Source organism: Pseudomonas palleroniana (genome assembly GCF_022836895.1).
Taxonomy (GTDB): Bacteria; Pseudomonadota; Gammaproteobacteria; order Pseudomonadales; family Pseudomonadaceae; genus Aquipseudomonas; species Aquipseudomonas palleroniana.
In genome coordinates, this window is the sequence record NZ_CP092411.1 from 4,319,751 (window position 1) to 4,335,264 (window position 15,514).

14 protein-coding genes and 2 pseudogenes are annotated in these 15,514 nt (G+C 56.6%); 7 read left to right on the forward strand and 9 right to left on the reverse strand.

Annotated features, from left to right (window positions below):
* Positions 1-48: 48 nt before the first annotated feature.
* Both MJP36_RS19505 and MJP36_RS19510 read left to right on the forward strand, forming a co-directional pair.
* Positions 49-1,215 carry an MFS transporter gene (locus MJP36_RS19505; RefSeq protein WP_161550098.1) on the forward strand — a complete coding sequence of 389 codons (1,167 nt, stop codon included), beginning with the start codon at positions 49-51 and terminating at the stop codon, positions 1,213-1,215.
* 681 nt (positions 1,216-1,896) lie between these two features.
* The gene (locus MJP36_RS19510) at positions 1,897-2,346 is read left to right on the forward strand and encodes a GNAT family N-acetyltransferase (RefSeq protein WP_081087032.1); all 450 of its coding nucleotides are present in this window, start codon (positions 1,897-1,899) and stop codon (positions 2,344-2,346) included.
* Positions 2,347-2,411: 65 nt separating this feature from the next.
* Here the strand turns inward: MJP36_RS19510 and MJP36_RS19515 are convergent, their stop codons facing one another.
* The gene (locus MJP36_RS19515; protein ID WP_060755381.1) at positions 2,412-2,993 is read right to left on the reverse strand and encodes a DedA family protein; all 582 of its coding nucleotides are present in this window, start codon (positions 2,991-2,993) and stop codon (positions 2,412-2,414) included.
* A gap of 365 nt (positions 2,994-3,358) precedes the next feature.
* Positions 3,359-4,096 carry an SDR family oxidoreductase gene (locus tag MJP36_RS19520; protein WP_244383797.1) on the reverse strand — a complete coding sequence of 246 codons (738 nt, stop codon included), beginning with the start codon at positions 4,094-4,096 and terminating at the stop codon, positions 3,359-3,361.
* A gap of 99 nt (positions 4,097-4,195) precedes the next feature.
* On the opposite strand from MJP36_RS19520, the gene MJP36_RS19525 reads away from it, so the two are divergent.
* The 3 genes and pseudogenes from MJP36_RS19525 to MJP36_RS28195 form a co-directional block, all read left to right on the forward strand.
* Positions 4,196-5,101 carry an AraC family transcriptional regulator gene (locus MJP36_RS19525; protein ID WP_244383798.1) on the forward strand — a complete coding sequence of 302 codons (906 nt, stop codon included), beginning with the start codon at positions 4,196-4,198 and terminating at the stop codon, positions 5,099-5,101.
* Between the two features lie 288 nt (positions 5,102-5,389).
* Positions 5,390-6,028: pseudogene (locus tag MJP36_RS28190) on the forward strand (PAS domain-containing protein); the annotation flags it as partial.
* 150 nt (positions 6,029-6,178) lie between these two features.
* A pseudogene (locus MJP36_RS28195) lies at positions 6,179-6,613 on the forward strand (methyl-accepting chemotaxis protein); the annotation flags it as partial.
* Positions 6,614-6,682: 69 nt separating this feature from the next.
* On the opposite strand, the gene MJP36_RS19535 reads toward MJP36_RS28195, so the two are convergent.
* Positions 6,683-7,282 (reverse strand): NADPH-dependent F420 reductase, encoded by a 600-nt coding sequence (locus MJP36_RS19535; protein WP_244383799.1) that lies wholly within the window; start codon positions 7,280-7,282, stop codon positions 6,683-6,685.
* 70 nt (positions 7,283-7,352) lie between these two features.
* Positions 7,353-8,087: an SDR family NAD(P)-dependent oxidoreductase gene (locus tag MJP36_RS19540; protein WP_244383800.1), complete on the reverse strand. Its 735-nt coding sequence runs from the start codon at positions 8,085-8,087 to the stop codon at positions 7,353-7,355.
* A gap of 114 nt (positions 8,088-8,201) precedes the next feature.
* Here MJP36_RS19540 and MJP36_RS19545 point away from each other — a divergent pair, with 114 nt between their 5' ends.
* Positions 8,202-8,564: a winged helix-turn-helix transcriptional regulator gene (locus tag MJP36_RS19545; protein WP_244383801.1), complete on the forward strand. Its 363-nt coding sequence runs from the start codon at positions 8,202-8,204 to the stop codon at positions 8,562-8,564.
* A gap of 126 nt (positions 8,565-8,690) precedes the next feature.
* Here MJP36_RS19545 and MJP36_RS19550 read toward each other — a convergent pair whose 3' ends face one another.
* Complete coding sequence (locus tag MJP36_RS19550; RefSeq protein ID WP_244383802.1) at positions 8,691-9,473, reverse strand: SDR family oxidoreductase; 783 nt, start codon at positions 9,471-9,473, stop codon at positions 8,691-8,693.
* Positions 9,470-9,799: a nuclear transport factor 2 family protein gene (locus tag MJP36_RS19555; protein WP_244383803.1), complete on the reverse strand. Its 330-nt coding sequence runs from the start codon at positions 9,797-9,799 to the stop codon at positions 9,470-9,472. Before MJP36_RS19555 ends, MJP36_RS19550 begins: the two co-directional genes overlap by 4 nt.
* A 98-nt stretch (positions 9,800-9,897) precedes the next feature.
* Here MJP36_RS19555 and MJP36_RS19560 point away from each other — a divergent pair, with 98 nt between their 5' ends.
* On the forward strand, positions 9,898-10,833 hold the full coding sequence (locus MJP36_RS19560) for a LysR family transcriptional regulator (protein ID WP_244383804.1): 936 nt from the start codon (positions 9,898-9,900) through the stop codon (positions 10,831-10,833).
* On the opposite strand, the gene MJP36_RS19565 is transcribed toward MJP36_RS19560, so the two are convergent.
* The 3 genes from MJP36_RS19565 to MJP36_RS19575 form a co-directional block, all read right to left on the reverse strand.
* Positions 10,800-12,206: an amino acid permease gene (locus MJP36_RS19565; protein ID WP_244383805.1), complete on the reverse strand. Its 1,407-nt coding sequence runs from the start codon at positions 12,204-12,206 to the stop codon at positions 10,800-10,802. The two genes, MJP36_RS19560 and MJP36_RS19565, sit on opposite strands and share 34 nt — an antisense overlap.
* Before the next feature lie 583 nt (positions 12,207-12,789).
* Positions 12,790-13,608: an HNH endonuclease gene (locus MJP36_RS19570; protein ID WP_244383806.1), complete on the reverse strand. Its 819-nt coding sequence runs from the start codon at positions 13,606-13,608 to the stop codon at positions 12,790-12,792.
* Positions 13,595-15,223, reverse strand: a complete 1,629-nt coding sequence (locus MJP36_RS19575) for an AAA family ATPase (protein WP_244383807.1) — start codon at positions 15,221-15,223, stop codon at positions 13,595-13,597. Before MJP36_RS19575 ends, MJP36_RS19570 begins: the two co-directional genes overlap by 14 nt.
* Positions 15,224-15,514 lie beyond the last annotated feature (291 nt).

Below are 15,514 nucleotides of genomic sequence, written 5' to 3' on the forward strand. Positions count from 1 at the left end.
CTAAAAAGACTGGATCGTAGCATTGACGGCACAGATAAGGAGCCTTCCATGCATATCAATCCACCACTTGTCGCGCTCGCCATCGGTGCCTTCGGCATCGGCGTAACAGAATTCGCCCCCATGGGCATGTTGCCGGGTATCGCTGCAGATCTGGGCGTTTCCATTCCTGCCGCCGGTTTGCTGGTCAGTGCTTATGCGTTGGGCGTATTGCTCGGCGCACCTCTGATGACCCTGACCACCGGCAGGATTCCCCGGCGCTATCTGCTGATCGGGCTCATGGCAATTTTCACCCTGGGTAATCTGATGTCAGCGCTGGCCACCGATTACTACAGCCTCCTGGTCGCCAGGGTGGTGACCTCACTGAACCATGGTGCATTTTTTGGCGTTGGCTCCATCGTCGCCGCCAGCGTGGTCGCCCCGGAGAAACGTGCCGGGGCGGTTGCGGCGATGTTCATGGGCCTGACCCTGGCGACCATCGGTGGTGTGCCGATGGCCACCTGGTTTGGTGAACTGTTCGGTTGGCGCACCGCTTTCTGGGGAATCACCGGCCTCGGCGTGGTGACCATGGCCGCGTTGTGGTTCGCCCTGCCTAACCTGAAGACGCCGCAAAGCGGCGGTGTAATGGCCGAAATTCGGGTACTGGGGCGTGGTCCGGTGCTGGGCGCGTTGGCCCTGACCGTAGTCGGATCCAGCGCAATGTTTACCGTCTTCACCTACATCGCGCCGATCCTCAGCAGCGAGACCCATGGTTCCACCGCCTACATCACTGCCATGCTGATGCTTTTTGGCGTGGGGTTGACGCTGGGCAATCTGTGGGGCGGCAAGGCCGCGGACCGCTCGATAGATCGCACCTTGATCGTCTCGCTCAGCGTTCTGATTCTCGTCTTGCTGGCGTTTACCCTGCTGATGCGTTGGACAGTGCCGGCGGCTCTGGCCATCCTGGTATGGGGTATCGCCAGTTTCGCCCTGGTGCCGCCGCTACAGATGCGCGTCATGGAAGCAGCGAAGGACGCGCCCAACCTGGCCTCTGCAGTGAACATTGGCGCCTTCAATTTTGGCAACGCGATTGGCGCGGCGTTGGGCGGAGCGGTAATCAACGCGGGTCTGGGTTATCCGGCGATTTCCCTGGCCGGAGCGGCGATGGCTGCTCTGGGGTTGCTGATGGTGTTGGCGTATGCCTGGCGTTCCAGAACGATTGAAGCAGCAGTGGTGTGACGAAGATGAGGGGGGAACTGCTCCCGATAGCGGGGCATCAGTCATAAATAAGCTGACTGACAGGCCGCCATCGGGAGCAAGCCCCCTCCCACAAATTGTGTGCAGGCAAGCCAACCCTCATTCCACCTCTGCCGCATGAGTGACCTGCATTGTTAAGCGCTGACGCCCTGCACACCGCATAACCCTGTGGGAGGGGGCTTGCTCCCGATAGTGGGGCATCAGTCATAAATATGCTGACCGACAGGCCGCCATCGGGAGCAAGCCCCCTCCCACAAATTGTGTGCAGGCAAGCCAATCCTCATTCCACTTGTGCCGCATGGGTGACCTGCATTGTTAAGCGCTGGCGCCCTGCACACCGCATAACCCTGTGGGAGGGGGCTTGCTCCCGATAGCGGGGCATCAGTCATAAATATGCTGACTGACAGGCCGCCATCGGGAGCAAGCCCCCTCCCACAAATTGTGTGCAGGCAAGCCAACCCTCATTCCACTTGTGATGCATGGGTGGCCTGCATTGTTAAGCGCTGGCGCCCTGCACACCGCATAACCCTGTGGGAGGGGGCTTGCTCCCGATAGCGGGGCTTCAGCCACAAATAAGCTGACTGACAGGCCGCTATCGGAAGCAAGCACCACAAGTCTGGACGTTCTGTTATAAACACCACTCTCAAATCACGGACGACGACCATGCAGATACGCGAGATGACTCACGACGACTTACCCGGCGCCAACGCCCTGTGCCTGGAGGCGTTCATGCTCGCGGTTGCGCCCTCGCTGTCGGCGCAGGGCGTGGAAACCTTCGTCAAGGTGGCCGCACAGCAGGCGTTTGCCGAACGAATGGTGGGTGACAACCTGATGCTGGTTTGTGTCGCAGAGGGACGCTTGACCGGGCTGATCGAGCTCAAGGAAGGGCGACATGTGACGATGCTGTTCGTTACACCGGGCTTGCAGCGCCGTGGCGTTGGCAGGCGCCTCGTGAACGCGGCGCTGGAGCAGGCCAGGACCAATGTGGTGACGGTGAGGGCGTCGTTGTCCTCAGTGGCCGCTTATGAACGTTACGGTTTTACGTTGGCGGGGGACGTTGGCGAGTTTGCCGGGCTGGTCTATCAGCCGATGGAAAAGCAGCTGACTGCTTGAGAGCCTGCTTTCAGTACCAGTAGCTGCCGCTAACGACCCAAAAAGGGACGGATTTATTTTCCGCCTCAGCGTTGCGAAGCCTTGGCTCGACGACGCCAATGCCGGACTACCGCCGTGAGGGCGACGAGTGCCAACACCCCGAGAAAGATCGGCAGGCGATACGGCTTCAAATCACCCAGCAAATGCTGTAACGCCTCGCCGGCCCAATATCCGGCGCCGACGAACAGGGTTGCCCAGATCGCCGCACTCAGCACATTGATCAGCGCGAAACGCCAGGGGGCCAGACCGCTTGCGCCTATCACCATGGGGCCTACAAGGCGCATTCCGTAGAGAAAGCGTACGGCGAATACAGACGTCATGGGGTGGCGATGGATCAGGCCCTCGACCCGTTCGATTGCAGAGCGATGTCGCTTGAGTTTCGGCAGCAAGCGCTCACCGGAATAACGCCCGGTCCAGAACAGCAACTGATCACCCAATAGGCCGCCCAGCGTGGCCCAACCGATCACATGCAGCGTTTGCAAGGTGCCCTGATGGGCTGCCATTCCACCGAGGATCAGAACGGTTTCGCCTTCCAGCAGGCAGCCGATAAAAATGACCCAGTAGCCGTAGACGGCTATCAGCGCATTGAGGTCTAGATGTTCGAGCATGCGATCTCTCTTGCGGAATGCGAGCACGTCCGGTTGTTCGGAAATATTCAGCTACGTTAGTTCGGTGGCAATCACAGCAAGTTCCCTTACCTACAGTTGAAACGATTTCTGCATCGCGCGCGCCAGCATTTGCCGGTTTCATCCCCACGAGATGCCGGACTGCGCGTGAATACAACGTCAGCAGGGTGAGGCTCATCGCAAGGTCACTCCAGTCCATGTCTCACCCCCGTACCAAAATGAACGATGAGGTTGCAACAATGACTATCTCGCGGCAATCCCCCGAGCCTCAAACCTTGAAGCCATTAACCGCAGCAGGGGCTTGAACATGCACCTCGGTTTTTTCAATCTTATGCAGAGGGCCTGCGCTAACGCTCCAGAGCAATGGCATCAGCTCCAGCAACAATGCGCATCGGTGAGGTGGGGTCGTTCGCTGCACGCCATATCGCTTCGGTGACGTCTTGGGCCTCAGTGACGACAGTGGATTGCGACCACTCGGTAAACACCCGCTGCGCCAGATCGGAGTACGCCTCTGGGATGCTTCCTTGCATTCGTGGTTGCGCATTTTTACCGAAGTCTGTCGTGGGAGCCCGCCCCGGCAGCACCAGGCTCATCCGAACATTGAACGGTTCAAGCTCCAGCGCCAGAGACTCGGTGAAGGCATTCACCGCAGCCTTGCTGGCGGTATAGACACTTAGCAGGGGTAACGACTTCATCGTGACGCTTGAGGTGACATTGACCACAACCCCGGACTTACGCCGCCGAAACTGGGGTAGCACCGCTTGAGTCATCGCCATGGTGCCAAAGGTGTTGGTTTCAAAAATGCCACGAATCGCTTGCATCGAGATGCCTTCAAGGGCCCCGAGCAAACCGATACCGGCATTGTTGACCAGCACATCGATGGGGCCGGCAGCCTCTACAACCTGTTGAATGCTGTCGGGGTCTGTGACGTCCAGGGGCAGCACGCGCAAATGCTCGGAGGCCTCCAAGAGTTTTTCGTTCGGGTTACGCATCGTCGCGATGACCTTCCAGTCACGCTCGAGGAAATATTGCGCAGTGGCCAGACCAAAGCCGGAGGAGCAGCCGGTAATCAGCACAGTCTTCATGGAAGTTTCCATTCGTTGATTGACAGGACTGCAACGATAGGCTGTCGTGGTCGGACTTAATATCATCGCCAGTCCGCGAATCTTTCGCAGGAGTCCGAGATGTTCGACCCGCTCACCGAAGTCGTCACCCTGCTGCAACCCGGTGCCTCGCTATCCAAGGTCGTCACCGGTGCCGGCGCTTGGCGCGTTCGACGCTCGGTGTACGGGCAACCCTTTTACTGCGCGATTCTCGAAGGGGGTTGCAGGCTTTCAGTGGCCGGGAATCCGCCCCTGAGTTTGCAAGCCGGCGACTTTGTGCTGATCCCGGCCGCCTACGACTTCACGATGATGAGTGTCGAGCCGCTGGCCGCCGAAGACGCCGATACAGTGCCTGTAGAGTTACGGCCGCGGCACATCCTGGTGGGTACACCCGATATCGCGGCCGACGTTCAATTACTGGTAGGCCACTGCACCTTCGGCTCGCCGGACGCTGAGTTACTTATAACCCTGCTGCCCCAACTGATCCACGTTCGCGGCGAACGCCGACTGACCGTGCTGGTGGAACTGCTCACCGAGGAAGCGCGTGGGCAGCGCCCGGGGCGGGATGTCATCCTGGCACACCTGCTTGAAGTACTGTTCATCGAAGCCCTGCGCTCTACCACCACCGAAACCGCACCCGCCGGCCTGTTGCGCGGGCTCGCGGACGAACGTCTGGCGATGGCAATACGCCGAATTCATGAGCGCCCGAACCAGCCATGGACAGTGGTGCAACTGGCCAGAGAAGCGGCCCTCTCCCGCTCCACCTTCTTCGAGCGCTTCAAACAAGCGATGGGCATGGCCCCCATGACCTATCTGCTGACGTGGCGAATGGCCCTGGCCAAAAACCTGCTGCGTAGACGAGACGACAGCATTGCCGAAATCGCGCAACGGGTCGGCTACAGCTCCGTGAGCGCCTTCAGTGTTGCCTTTACACGCTATACGGGCATTACGCCTGGACGCTATTGGCAAGCAGTCATCGCGGAATGATCCCTGGAAACAATAGTGGTCTGGCAACTGTTTCTCGTCACGCTCAGGACACGGGGGATCGGCTTACGCAATTTCGGACTTTCACAAAAATTTTGCTCAACTACGCTGTGTTCATCTGAATCCGTTTTCCCCATGGATGGCCTCAATATGCACCTTGATAGGCCGATAGGATTGGTATAACTCAAGAGGCGGTTTCCCATGTTCAACAACAAGTTCAAGAAGCAGCTTGAAGCGCAGGCAAGCGAGCTGTCGGAGCTGCGCCAACTGCGCGATGGTTTGAACCGTGAAATGCTGAGGCTAAGTATCGATTCCACCTTCAAAATTACGGCCTGCAACGAAAACTTTGCCAATGCGTTGGGCTATACCCCGGACCGGCTGACAGGTCGTCCCATGGCCGAGATCGTGCCGCAGTACGTTTCCAAGCTGCCATGCTTTCATAACTTTCGCGCGGCAGTGGCCGCAGGCAAGTCCATCACCGACGAGTACCGGTACCTGCATGCGGATGGCTCGTTAGTGTGGATTCATGCCCATTGGCAGCCCATCACGGATGAGAGCGGCCAGTTGAGCCACATCACGTGCTACGCCACGAACATTACCTCCCGCGTAGAAAAAGCCTCGGAAAACGCCTCTTTCATTGAGGCATTGCTTCGCTCGACGGCAGTGATCGAGTTCGATCTTTCCGGGCATGTGCTCACGGCCAATGACAGGTTTCTACAGGCGATGGGCTACAGCCTGGCACAAGCAAAAGGCAGCCATCACCGTATTTTCTGTAAACCAGAGGAAACTTCGTCCCAGGCCTACAAGGATTTCTGGTCAACGTTGAACCGGGGTGAATTTGTTGCCGGCCGGTTTGAACGTTTAGACAGTCACGGCCAAACCGTATGGTTGGAGGCCACCTACAACCCGGTTTACGACACCGAAGGCAACCTTTGCAAAGTGGTGAAATTTGCCACGGTGGTGACCGATCAGGTCGCCCGTGAAGAGGAAGTCAGCGGAGCGGCCCAGACCGCATTTGAAATATCTCAGCAAACGGATGTCAGCGCTCAAAGGGGCGCAGTCGTGGTCAACGACACGATGCACACCATGCGTAAAATCGCCGTTGATATGCAGGCTGCGTCCGGGGGAGTCGAAGCGCTTGGCAAACAGTCACTGTTGATCAGCTCGATTATCCAGACGATCAGCAGCATCGCCCAGCAAACCAATCTTCTGGCGTTGAATGCTGCGATTGAAGCGGCTCGCGCAGGTGAGCAAGGGCGAGGTTTTGCGGTGGTGGCGGATGAAGTTCGCCAACTGGCTGGACGCACCAGCACGGCCACGGAAGAAATCGCCTCGGTCGTCTTGCAAAACCAGAAGCTGGTGGATGAGACCGTCGCGGAGATGGCAAACAGCAAGAATCAGGCTGAACAAGGTCTTGAACTGGCTACACAGGCAGGCCAGGTGATTGTTGAAATTCAGGATGGCGCCAAGCAAGTGGTCGATGCGGTGGGCCGGTTTGCGACGCAGTTGGCTTAGCGAGCGAGGTGGGCCGCAGGCGACCTCGCTCAGGCTGGGACGGCCCTTGGCCCACGAGGCCGGGTCGCCTCAGTCGAACTTGAGCAAGTCCTTGAAAATCAGCTGCCCCCAGCTATTTCCACGCGCCTGCACGAGTAGCCCACCTTCCGATAGCCCGCCAAGCTTGATCGGCGAGAAACCAAGGTTTTGCGCAAGCACAGCGACGTCCGCCATGCCCTGCTCGTCGTCGCCCGCCAAGAACACGACGCGCCTGCCGCTCTGTATGGCCGGGTCTTGACCCAGGACGCCGGCAGCCAAATGGTTGAAGCCCTTGACCAGTCTGGCCCCGGTGAAGGCTTGAGCGACGACTTTGGAAGAAGGCTGCCCTCCCAGCGCTTCGGGTGGTACGCCGTAGGCGTTGGTCACATCGATGACGGTCTTGCCTTGCCAGCTCGGCAGTGCCTTCGCGACATCTGGGTGAGACTCAAAACGCACGGCCAAAAAGACCCAGTCCGCCTGGAGAGCTTGCGCCAATGTTGCAGGAATCACCCCTGGCCCGATCGCGGCCGCCTCGCGAGCAAAACTGTCAGGATCGCGAGTGGTTGCAACGCAAACTTCGATGCCGCTGCGGGCAAACGCTTTAGCCAGGGCCTGGCCGAGATTGCCGAAGCCGATAATTGCATAGTTCATACATATTCCTTGGTTTTGCCGCGCCCAACGGGCTCCCCACATCGGTGGAGCGAGCGGCGGGCGTAGCGAGTCAGATTTGCGCCAAACCGCCGTCGACGGCGACCTCACTGGCGGTCATGAAGCTGCTGTCCTGCGACGCGAGAAACGCGGCGGCGGCGCCGATTTCAGCGGGTGTGGCCATGCGCTGCAGCGGATTCATCGCAGCGAAGACCTGCATGCCTTCTTCCCCTAGCGCTGCTTTCGCGAGTTCGGTCGCTGTGGGCCCGGGCGACAGCACATTGACCCGGATCCCTGTGCCCTTCAGATCCTGCGCCCATGTCCGCGCGAGGTTGCGCACGGCCGCTTTGCTCGCGCTGTAGACGCTGAAAGCCGGCGCGCCGGTGGTGCCGGCGCTCGATCCGGTCAAGATGATCGAACCGCCCTGCCCCATCAACGGCAGCGCTTTCTGGACCGTGAAGATCAAGCCCTTCACGTTGGTTTCGAAGGTTTCATCAATGTGCTCGGCCGTAATCTGACCAAGCGCAAGCGGGCTTCCCGCTCCGGCATTGGCGAAGACGATGTCGAGCGTGCCGCGCTCAGCCTTCACCGCTGCGTAGAGTCGGTCAAGGTCGGCCGGCTCAGAGACCGAGCCCTTCACCGCACGGGCATTCGGGCCGAGCTCGGCCACAGCAGCATCGAGTGCTTCCTGTCGGCGGCCAAAGAGGTAGACAAAGGCCCCCTCCTCGACAAAACGCTTTGCCGCAGCGAGCCCGATACCGGTGGCGCCGCCGGTGATCACGGCGGTCTTTGCATTCAGTCTGGTCATGTCGTGCATCCTTCGTTGGCGTTGTACCCAAACAGGCAATTGCCTGCTTGAGACTCAGGATGCGGGCCTGATAACCTAAGGACAAGTATGCACCTTTTGGTAAGTATCAAAAAAATGACGAAAACTGCTGAAATCTGTGACACCGGTTGCGGGCTCAACGCCACGCTGCGCATCATCTCGGGCAAGTGGAAACCGCTGGTCTTGTTTTTCCTGCGCACCGGCCCGAAGCGCTACGGCGAGCTGAAACGCTTGATCCCCGGCGTCAGCGATAAAGTGCTGATCCAGCAGTTGAAGGACCTGGAAGCCGATCACGTATTGGCGCGAACCGACTACAAGGAAGTACCGCCACGCGTGGACTATTCGCTGACCCCGCTGGGCGTCAGCCTGGCTGAGGCGATTGTGCCGCTGTGCACTTGGGGGACTGAGAATGCGGCGCAAATGGCGCGTATTTTTGCCGAGCGTGATGCGGTGGTTTAGCGGGGGTGCAGGAGGCGGCCAATACCGCCGACGCCGAATCAGCAAGACCCAACATGCGGCCGCCGGTGCCCCCCGTCCAAGCGTTTAAATGCTCCCGACTTTACTCACCTGATCCAGGGCCATCGGTCAAAGCGTAGACACGGTCCCCCCGTCGATACGGTACTCAGCCCCCGAGATCGAGGCGGCAAGCGGTGACGCCAGGAAGCTGATCAGATCGGCCACCTCTTGAGGCTTGGCTGGCCTGCCCAGTGGAATTCCGCCGATCGATGTCATGACAATGCGCTTGCCGCCTTCGTAATCTGTTCCAGCCTGGGCCGCCAGCCGCTCTGCCAGCCTTACGGACGCTTCGGTTTCAATCCATCCTGGCGCGACGCTCAGCACACGAACGCCTTTGGGCATGACCTCTTTTGCAAGGGACTTACTGTACGTGGTGAGGGCCGCCTTTGCGGCAGCATAGGCGGTGGTGGCTTCGGGCAGAGGCATCAGGCGCTGGATCGAACTGACGTGAATGATCACACCTGAACCTTGGGCAAGCATGGCGGGCAAGAGGGCTCGATCAAGACGGACTGCGGGCATCAGATTCAAGTTCAGTTCCGCCAGCCAGTGTTCATCCGTGAGGGCAGCAAACCCGCCACCTGGAGTCTCTGAACCACCGAGTACATTGATCACCACATCGACCCCGCCCCACTCCTTGAGAACGGCCTGTGCGAGGTGCGCCACGCCTGCGGATGTCGTCAGATCCGCCGGGATGTAAGTGACACCCTCCACCGTTTGTGCCGGCATGACGCGCGCTGATGTCGCCACACGTGCACCGGCCTCCACCAGGCTTTGTACAACGGCGGCGCCAAGACCCTTCGTGCCGCCGGTAACCACCGCCCGTAGCGCGTTAAGCCGAAGATCCAGGCTCATAGGGTAACCTCCAGGCTTGCAATCAGATTCTGCTCAAGACGGAACAAGAACTTGAGATCAATCGGGCTGCCTGAAAAATTGCCGGCCACGTGGCTGTGAACAGCAATCACATCACCCATCTGTTCAATCAAGAAAGGCTCCGTGGTGCAGGTGTAAAGGGTTGATACCTCGGCCTTCCATGCCGCGATGGCATCGCGGCCGGTGTGGATCTGCCCCTTGTCTCTGACCACGCCCTGCAACGTGAAACAGCGAGCGACGGCATCGGGGCCTTGGCTATCCGCGGCGAAATACGCGGTGATGGGATCTGGAAGAGTAAGCACTGACATGAGGGACTCCTTGATTGGGACGGCTCATAGGATGTGCCCTGGCGATCCTTTCAAGAATCCTCCAAGATCAGCATTGGCTATTTAGAGAACAATGCATAATGCGCGGATCAGAATTTGCTGAGCTAAAGGCCTTTGTCGCCGTAGTGGAGCGTAAAAGCTTCGCAAGGGCCGCAGAGCACCTGGGCCTGTCGCCCTCTGCACTCAGCCAGACCATCCGACAGCTCGAAGACCGCATAGGCGCACGCCTGCTGAACCGCACGACTCGAAGCGTCGCGCCCTCAGCGAGTGGCGAGCAACTCTACTCGCGCATAGCCCCGATGTTTCGAGAGATCGCCGTGGCGGTGGCCCAAGCCAGCGAGACCACAGGTCAGATGAGTGGCACGTTGAGAATCAACACCCTGGGGATCGCAGCGAGGACCATCATTGCCCCCAGGCTTTCACGCTTCCAGCATGCACACCCTGATGTGGTACTCGATATCGTGGTTGACGATACGCTGGCAGACATCGTCGCTGGCCGCTTTGACGCGGGTATCCGCGTCGGTGGGCAACTCGAAAAAGACATGGTTGCCGTTCGGCTCACCCCCGACTTGAAGATGATGGCCGTGGCGTCTCCCGATTACCTCGCGCATCGAGGCACACCCCACTCCCCCGTCGACTTGCACGAACATGCGTGCATCAACTGGCGGCTTCAGTCAGACGGCAAACCCTATCGCTGGGAGTTCAAGAAACGGGGGCAGTCGTTCGAGATCGCGGTGGATGGCCCTATCGTCACCAATCACCCTGATATCGGCGTTGCTGCGGCGGTACAGGGCCTCGGCATTGCCTACCATTTTGAGCAAGATGGCGTGGGTGAACTCCTGGCCCAAGGAAAGCTGGTTCAGGTCCTTGCAGACTGGTCGATCACCCGTCCGGGGCTGTTTCTCTACTACTCGAACAGGCGGCACAGACCGGCTGCCCTCGGTGCATTCATTGACTGCCTGTTGGATCGCGAGCCGTTCGATCAAACGCCGCCGAGGTCTGCTGACAAACTCTGAGAACCAGGGTGACGCGACGTCATCAAGCCGATAAAGGAAATCGCCAGTGCCAAGCCAATGGTGGTGGTGACTTCGGTACGGTGCTCCGGGGTGAGCATCATCACCGCCAGCGCTGCGCAGATAAACACAATGACCAGCCACGTCAGCCATGGAAACAGCCACATGCGGAAAGTCAGCTCGACATTGCGCTGGCGTAATAGACGGCGCATACGCAACTGCGAGACCGCAATCGCCAGGTACACCAGCAAGGCAATCGCGCCGGAACTGGCCAGCAGGAACTCGAATAGCCCGGCAGGCATGAAATAGCTCCACACGGTGATCGACGCACCGAGCACGGTGCTGGCAATCACCGCAGCACGCGGCACGCCTGCCGCAGAAGTCGCCTTCAGGACTTTGGGCGCATCGCCGCGACGCCCCAGCGAGTACAACATGCGCGAGGCGATGTAGATCGAGGAGTTCATGCAACTGGCCACGGCAATCAGCACGACGACGTCGACCATGAACTTGGCATGGGGGATGTTCATGATTTCCAGGGCGCGCTGATAAGAACCTACCGAGGCCAGCAGCGGGTCATTCCAGGGCACTACGGAGATGACCACGAAGATCGAGAGCAGGTAAAACACGCCGATACGCCAGATCACCGAGCGCGTGGCCTTGGCGATATTCTGCGCCGGGTTATTCGATTCGGCTGCCGCGATGGTCACCGCTTCAGTGCCGATAAAGCTGAACATGATGGTGATGAAAGCGCCGACCACCGCCGACAGGCCGTTGGGCGCGAACCCGCCGTGCTCGGCCATCATGCCGCTCAGCCCACTGACCTCGTGATCGGGCACCCAGCCCATCAACACCGCAAAGCCGACACCGATGAACCCGATGATCGCCACGACCTTGGCCATGGCGAACCAGAACTCGAACTCACCATACTTGGACACACTGAACAGGTTGGTCACCACCAGCGCAATGATCGACCCCAACGCGAACAGCCAGGCATCGACCTGCGCAAACCATTGGTTCAACACATGCCCGGCCGCCAACGCTTCGATAGGAATCACCAGAACCCAGAACCACCAGTAAAGCCAGCCAATGGTGAAACCGGCCCAGCGCCCGATGGCTTGGTCCGCATAGGTGGAGAACGAGCCGGTGTCCGGATTGGCCACCGCCATTTCGCCGAGCATGCGCATGACCAGCACCACGAGCAGCCCCGAGAAGAGATAAGCCAACAGCACCGCCGGGCCCGCCGCCGCAATGGCATGGCCGGAGCCAACGAATAAACCGGCGCCGATGATTCCAGCGATGGACAACATGGTGACATGACGAGGCTTGAAGCCCTGCGCCAATTGGCTACTCGAATCCATTGAGTTCGGGCTGATCATTGGTTTTTTTATTCTCTGCTGATCGACATTTGGCGAGTGGAGTCAGTTAACGATGACTATCGCTGCCTGATGAGCTTCCCGGAGGAGGCCCGTGCAACCGCCGCAGTTCTTATCGGACCCATCGTCATGATGTGGTCGGTTTGGTGGAAAGACACTTCACAGTACTTGGCCCGTGCGCTGACTGAGTAGCCTGATTGCGTCGTGGTCATGTCTGATATCGACACGTCAGGAGGGTTTGTTCGCGGTGGGAACCAGTGGGTCATAAGAGAATGGCGATAATCATTTTGGTTGTTGAGTGCTCTTTAACGAGGGGGATTGCTGAGAGTGCGATGTTTAGCGATTTCGGCTTTCTAATGGTTGGGAGGAAACGTTTAAAAGCAGAGGCTCATGAACGGCCACTTTCGGCCAGAAGCTGTCGTTCGAAAGCACGTATATGGTATTTCTGGCACAAGTGCCTTTGGAACAGCGGGCGGGTACGCCCCCTACCACCCGGACACATTTCGTCTCGGAGCTATACACAATTAAGGAGTCGAACGCCAGAATCTATCTCCCGCTTGTGTTGCTACTCCGCAGGTAAAAACCATCAAATAAGTAACCCGTATAGGTACGCGATGACTTCATCGTTACGGCCAAGTCCATGGTAATACGCAGATCTCCAGGAGTTTGGAGATTGTGACACAACCCGCTCATAACGTTCGTATTGCAAAATTTCTCTCTTAAAGTCGTCGATGGTCAATACCTCCGGAAAGATCTGCTTTAATTCGCTGACCATTGTTCCCCAGAGATCAATCAAATACTCATCTATACCTGCAGGGCGAATAACGTTCTCGATATGCCAACGAACCGTTGCAAGCTCTTGACCAGCCACATCGAATGGTATAGGCGTTATCTTGGGAGCTCTCCAATCAGGTTCAAACTGCACACTGAGGATTCTGTTTACTGCGAAATTGTCGAAGTAAGGGTGGAGTGGCCTTTCACCGATGCCAGCCCCCCTTACAAGTGCATTACGCTTATTGTTGCATCGATCGCAGCAGGGGACTAAGTTCTTTGAGAAAAAAGAAAACTCGGAATATAAACTTTTGGGCAGATAATGGTCCAAAGTGCCAAGTGCATCACGCCCGCAAACCGGACAGGCGCCTCTTAGTGAGTCCCTTAGTTCACCTATGAAACTCAACGCCACAGGAGGAGTGCTGTATAAAGATTTCAACTGTTCTTTAACAGGAAGGAAACCTGTGTCAGGCAATACAGCCCAAGGATCACCAAAGCTAAGTTCATAAGCCGAATAGCGCAGCGCGATAGCATCGAAATACGGTGCAGCCAGTTGTGCTGCTGAACTTGGAGACAGTCTCAAGGCATCTAGCAAAAGTGAGTCTTGGATAATGGGGCAATCAATCTTGCGCAATTTTCACTCCCATTTTCAACCTAAGGGTCATCAAAGCAGGCACGCTCAACTCCGATGCATAGCGCTCCAGCGCCTCTTCGAAAGAGTGGCTATGAAACTCCGCCCGGTCAAGTAGTTCATCGTACAAATGACTGGGTAGATCATCACCAAAGACTTCATTGGAAATCGTCGAGATGCTAGCGCCGAGCGTCTGTACCAACGGTTTTTTGATGACACTCTCTCCGTCCTCAACATCCATTACATGCACGTGCGCACTCTGCACTTCTCGTACGACGAAAGGAGAGTGTGTTGCAATGATGGCTATGGAGCGTGTCCCCTCAAGTATTCTGTTGAGAGTACGCATAAACCTTGATATCAAATTGGGATGCAGGAAATTTTCGGGCTCATCAATAACCAGTACTGAAGCAGGCCCTGCATTCGATAGGGCTGTAAGCACAAAACGAAGAAAAGAACTTTGCCCCAAACTAAGTTTTCGGCGGGCTCCATCGGAGTCAAAAAACTCTAACGGATAACTAGTGAAAACCTTTCCTGAGTTCTCTAATATTTCTTGTTCATTTCCATTCGACCAAACGTCAAAAGGCACATAATCAACTTTCGGTCGAGGTCCATCTTGTTCAATTCGTACGGGCACCCGCATTTCAAAATCGGGAAATTCGTCTTTTAAAATTTCCGAAAAATGGGTTAGCAGTGGCCCATTATTATCATGACCACGCGCCACATCAACCAATAGAACTGCCATCGACTCGCTATTAGCTTTGCGAGGTGTGCCAGGATTGAAAGTAAAAACTCGCGCTCGCGCTGCCCCTTCTTTTGAACTCGGGGTAAAATCTCTTACCGAAGAGGTATGAATAAATACAACCACCTGATTAAGGTCAGGTTTATTAACTACCGTTGCCAAACGGCTGTGCGTATCTATTAAAGCCCTTGATATCTTAGCAAGACTAGAGGTTTTCCCGCAGCCGTTTTTACCAATTAGAACAGCAATCCTTCCTCGGAGAAGGTTAGCCTCTTCAAACTTGAAATCAAATTTGTACTTCGGTCCACTTCCTTTCAGCTCAACTTTGAAAGGTCTCTGCGAGTCACTGCTTTCCTCCCGGAGTCCACTTAACATTCTTGCTCCGCGACGATAAGCAAAAAAGGCTTCACTGGATCTAATCATTGCTAATGAAAAGATGGGATCAGCGAAAAATTCCATCCAGTCCCTTGATACAGAAGTGCTGACAGCCATGTCATGCAATGCCTTTAGAAGCTCCGTTCCCCGCTCTATTCCAATGGCGCGCCTAACTAAGCTATATGACTTAGCATCTACAAATAAACATTTAAATGGTAAAGCGATTTCCTCAACGGGCAATGGGCGCAAATTCTCCGCGAGCAAACCGGAAATGAATTTATGCAGGTTTTTCTGTCCTTTTATAGCGCATAGACCATCAAAAATAAAAAACTTCCCGTCGGTGGTTCTTAATCCCAATCTGCAAGATACTGCATAACCGAATTCATCAACTCGCTTCTTTTTCGGAATAATGAATGCGTCCCCGTCACTTGAGTGAATCAAGTCCTCGTCCATTAAAAAGTAGACCTTATACTTTTTGATGATGTTTTTTAGTTTCTTAGCCATGCTAGGGCCTCTTAGTTATTAGCTGACACACACTCAGGACAACTTCGAATACTCCTACCAATCGGCTTGTCGACCAAGGTATGCATTGTCCGATACTTACCTCAATTTGTGTCGAGATGCGCGCACAGGGGAAGCTGAGGCCAAGTTGACAAGTAACATGCGCCACCCACGCTGTCAAAAACGTATCCGATTGATCTGCCAAGCTCTGAATTAGCTGGTTACACAGAATCTGGATCGGCCGCTGTAGGACGAAAGCTACCGCTTGGACACGACCGCTTTTGGCCGATTACT

Bases quoted from the DNA above. Each gene is read 5' to 3' on its own strand.
- MJP36_RS19505 (WP_161550098.1), top strand. From the start codon at position 49: ATGCATATCAATCCACCACTTGTCGCGCTCGCCATCGGTGCCTTCGGC.
- MJP36_RS19510 (WP_081087032.1), top strand. From the start codon at position 1,897: ATGCAGATACGCGAGATGACTCACGACGACTTACCCGGCGCCAACGCC.
- MJP36_RS19515 (WP_060755381.1), bottom strand. From the start codon at position 2,993: ATGCTCGAACATCTAGACCTCAATGCGCTGATAGCCGTCTACGGCTAC.
- MJP36_RS19520 (WP_244383797.1), bottom strand. From the start codon at position 4,096: ATGAAGACTGTGCTGATTACCGGCTGCTCCTCCGGCTTTGGTCTGGCC.
- MJP36_RS19525 (WP_244383798.1), top strand. From the start codon at position 4,196: ATGTTCGACCCGCTCACCGAAGTCGTCACCCTGCTGCAACCCGGTGCC.
- MJP36_RS19535 (WP_244383799.1), bottom strand. From the start codon at position 7,282: ATGAACTATGCAATTATCGGCTTCGGCAATCTCGGCCAGGCCCTGGCT.
- MJP36_RS19540 (WP_244383800.1), bottom strand. From the start codon at position 8,087: ATGACCAGACTGAATGCAAAGACCGCCGTGATCACCGGCGGCGCCACC.
- MJP36_RS19545 (WP_244383801.1), top strand. From the start codon at position 8,202: ATGACGAAAACTGCTGAAATCTGTGACACCGGTTGCGGGCTCAACGCC.
- MJP36_RS19550 (WP_244383802.1), bottom strand. From the start codon at position 9,473: ATGAGCCTGGATCTTCGGCTTAACGCGCTACGGGCGGTGGTTACCGGC.
- MJP36_RS19555 (WP_244383803.1), bottom strand. From the start codon at position 9,799: ATGTCAGTGCTTACTCTTCCAGATCCCATCACCGCGTATTTCGCCGCG.
- MJP36_RS19560 (WP_244383804.1), top strand. From the start codon at position 9,898: ATGCGCGGATCAGAATTTGCTGAGCTAAAGGCCTTTGTCGCCGTAGTG.
- MJP36_RS19565 (WP_244383805.1), bottom strand. From the start codon at position 12,206: ATGATCAGCCCGAACTCAATGGATTCGAGTAGCCAATTGGCGCAGGGC.
- MJP36_RS19575 (WP_244383807.1), bottom strand. From the start codon at position 15,223: ATGGCTAAGAAACTAAAAAACATCATCAAAAAGTATAAGGTCTACTTT.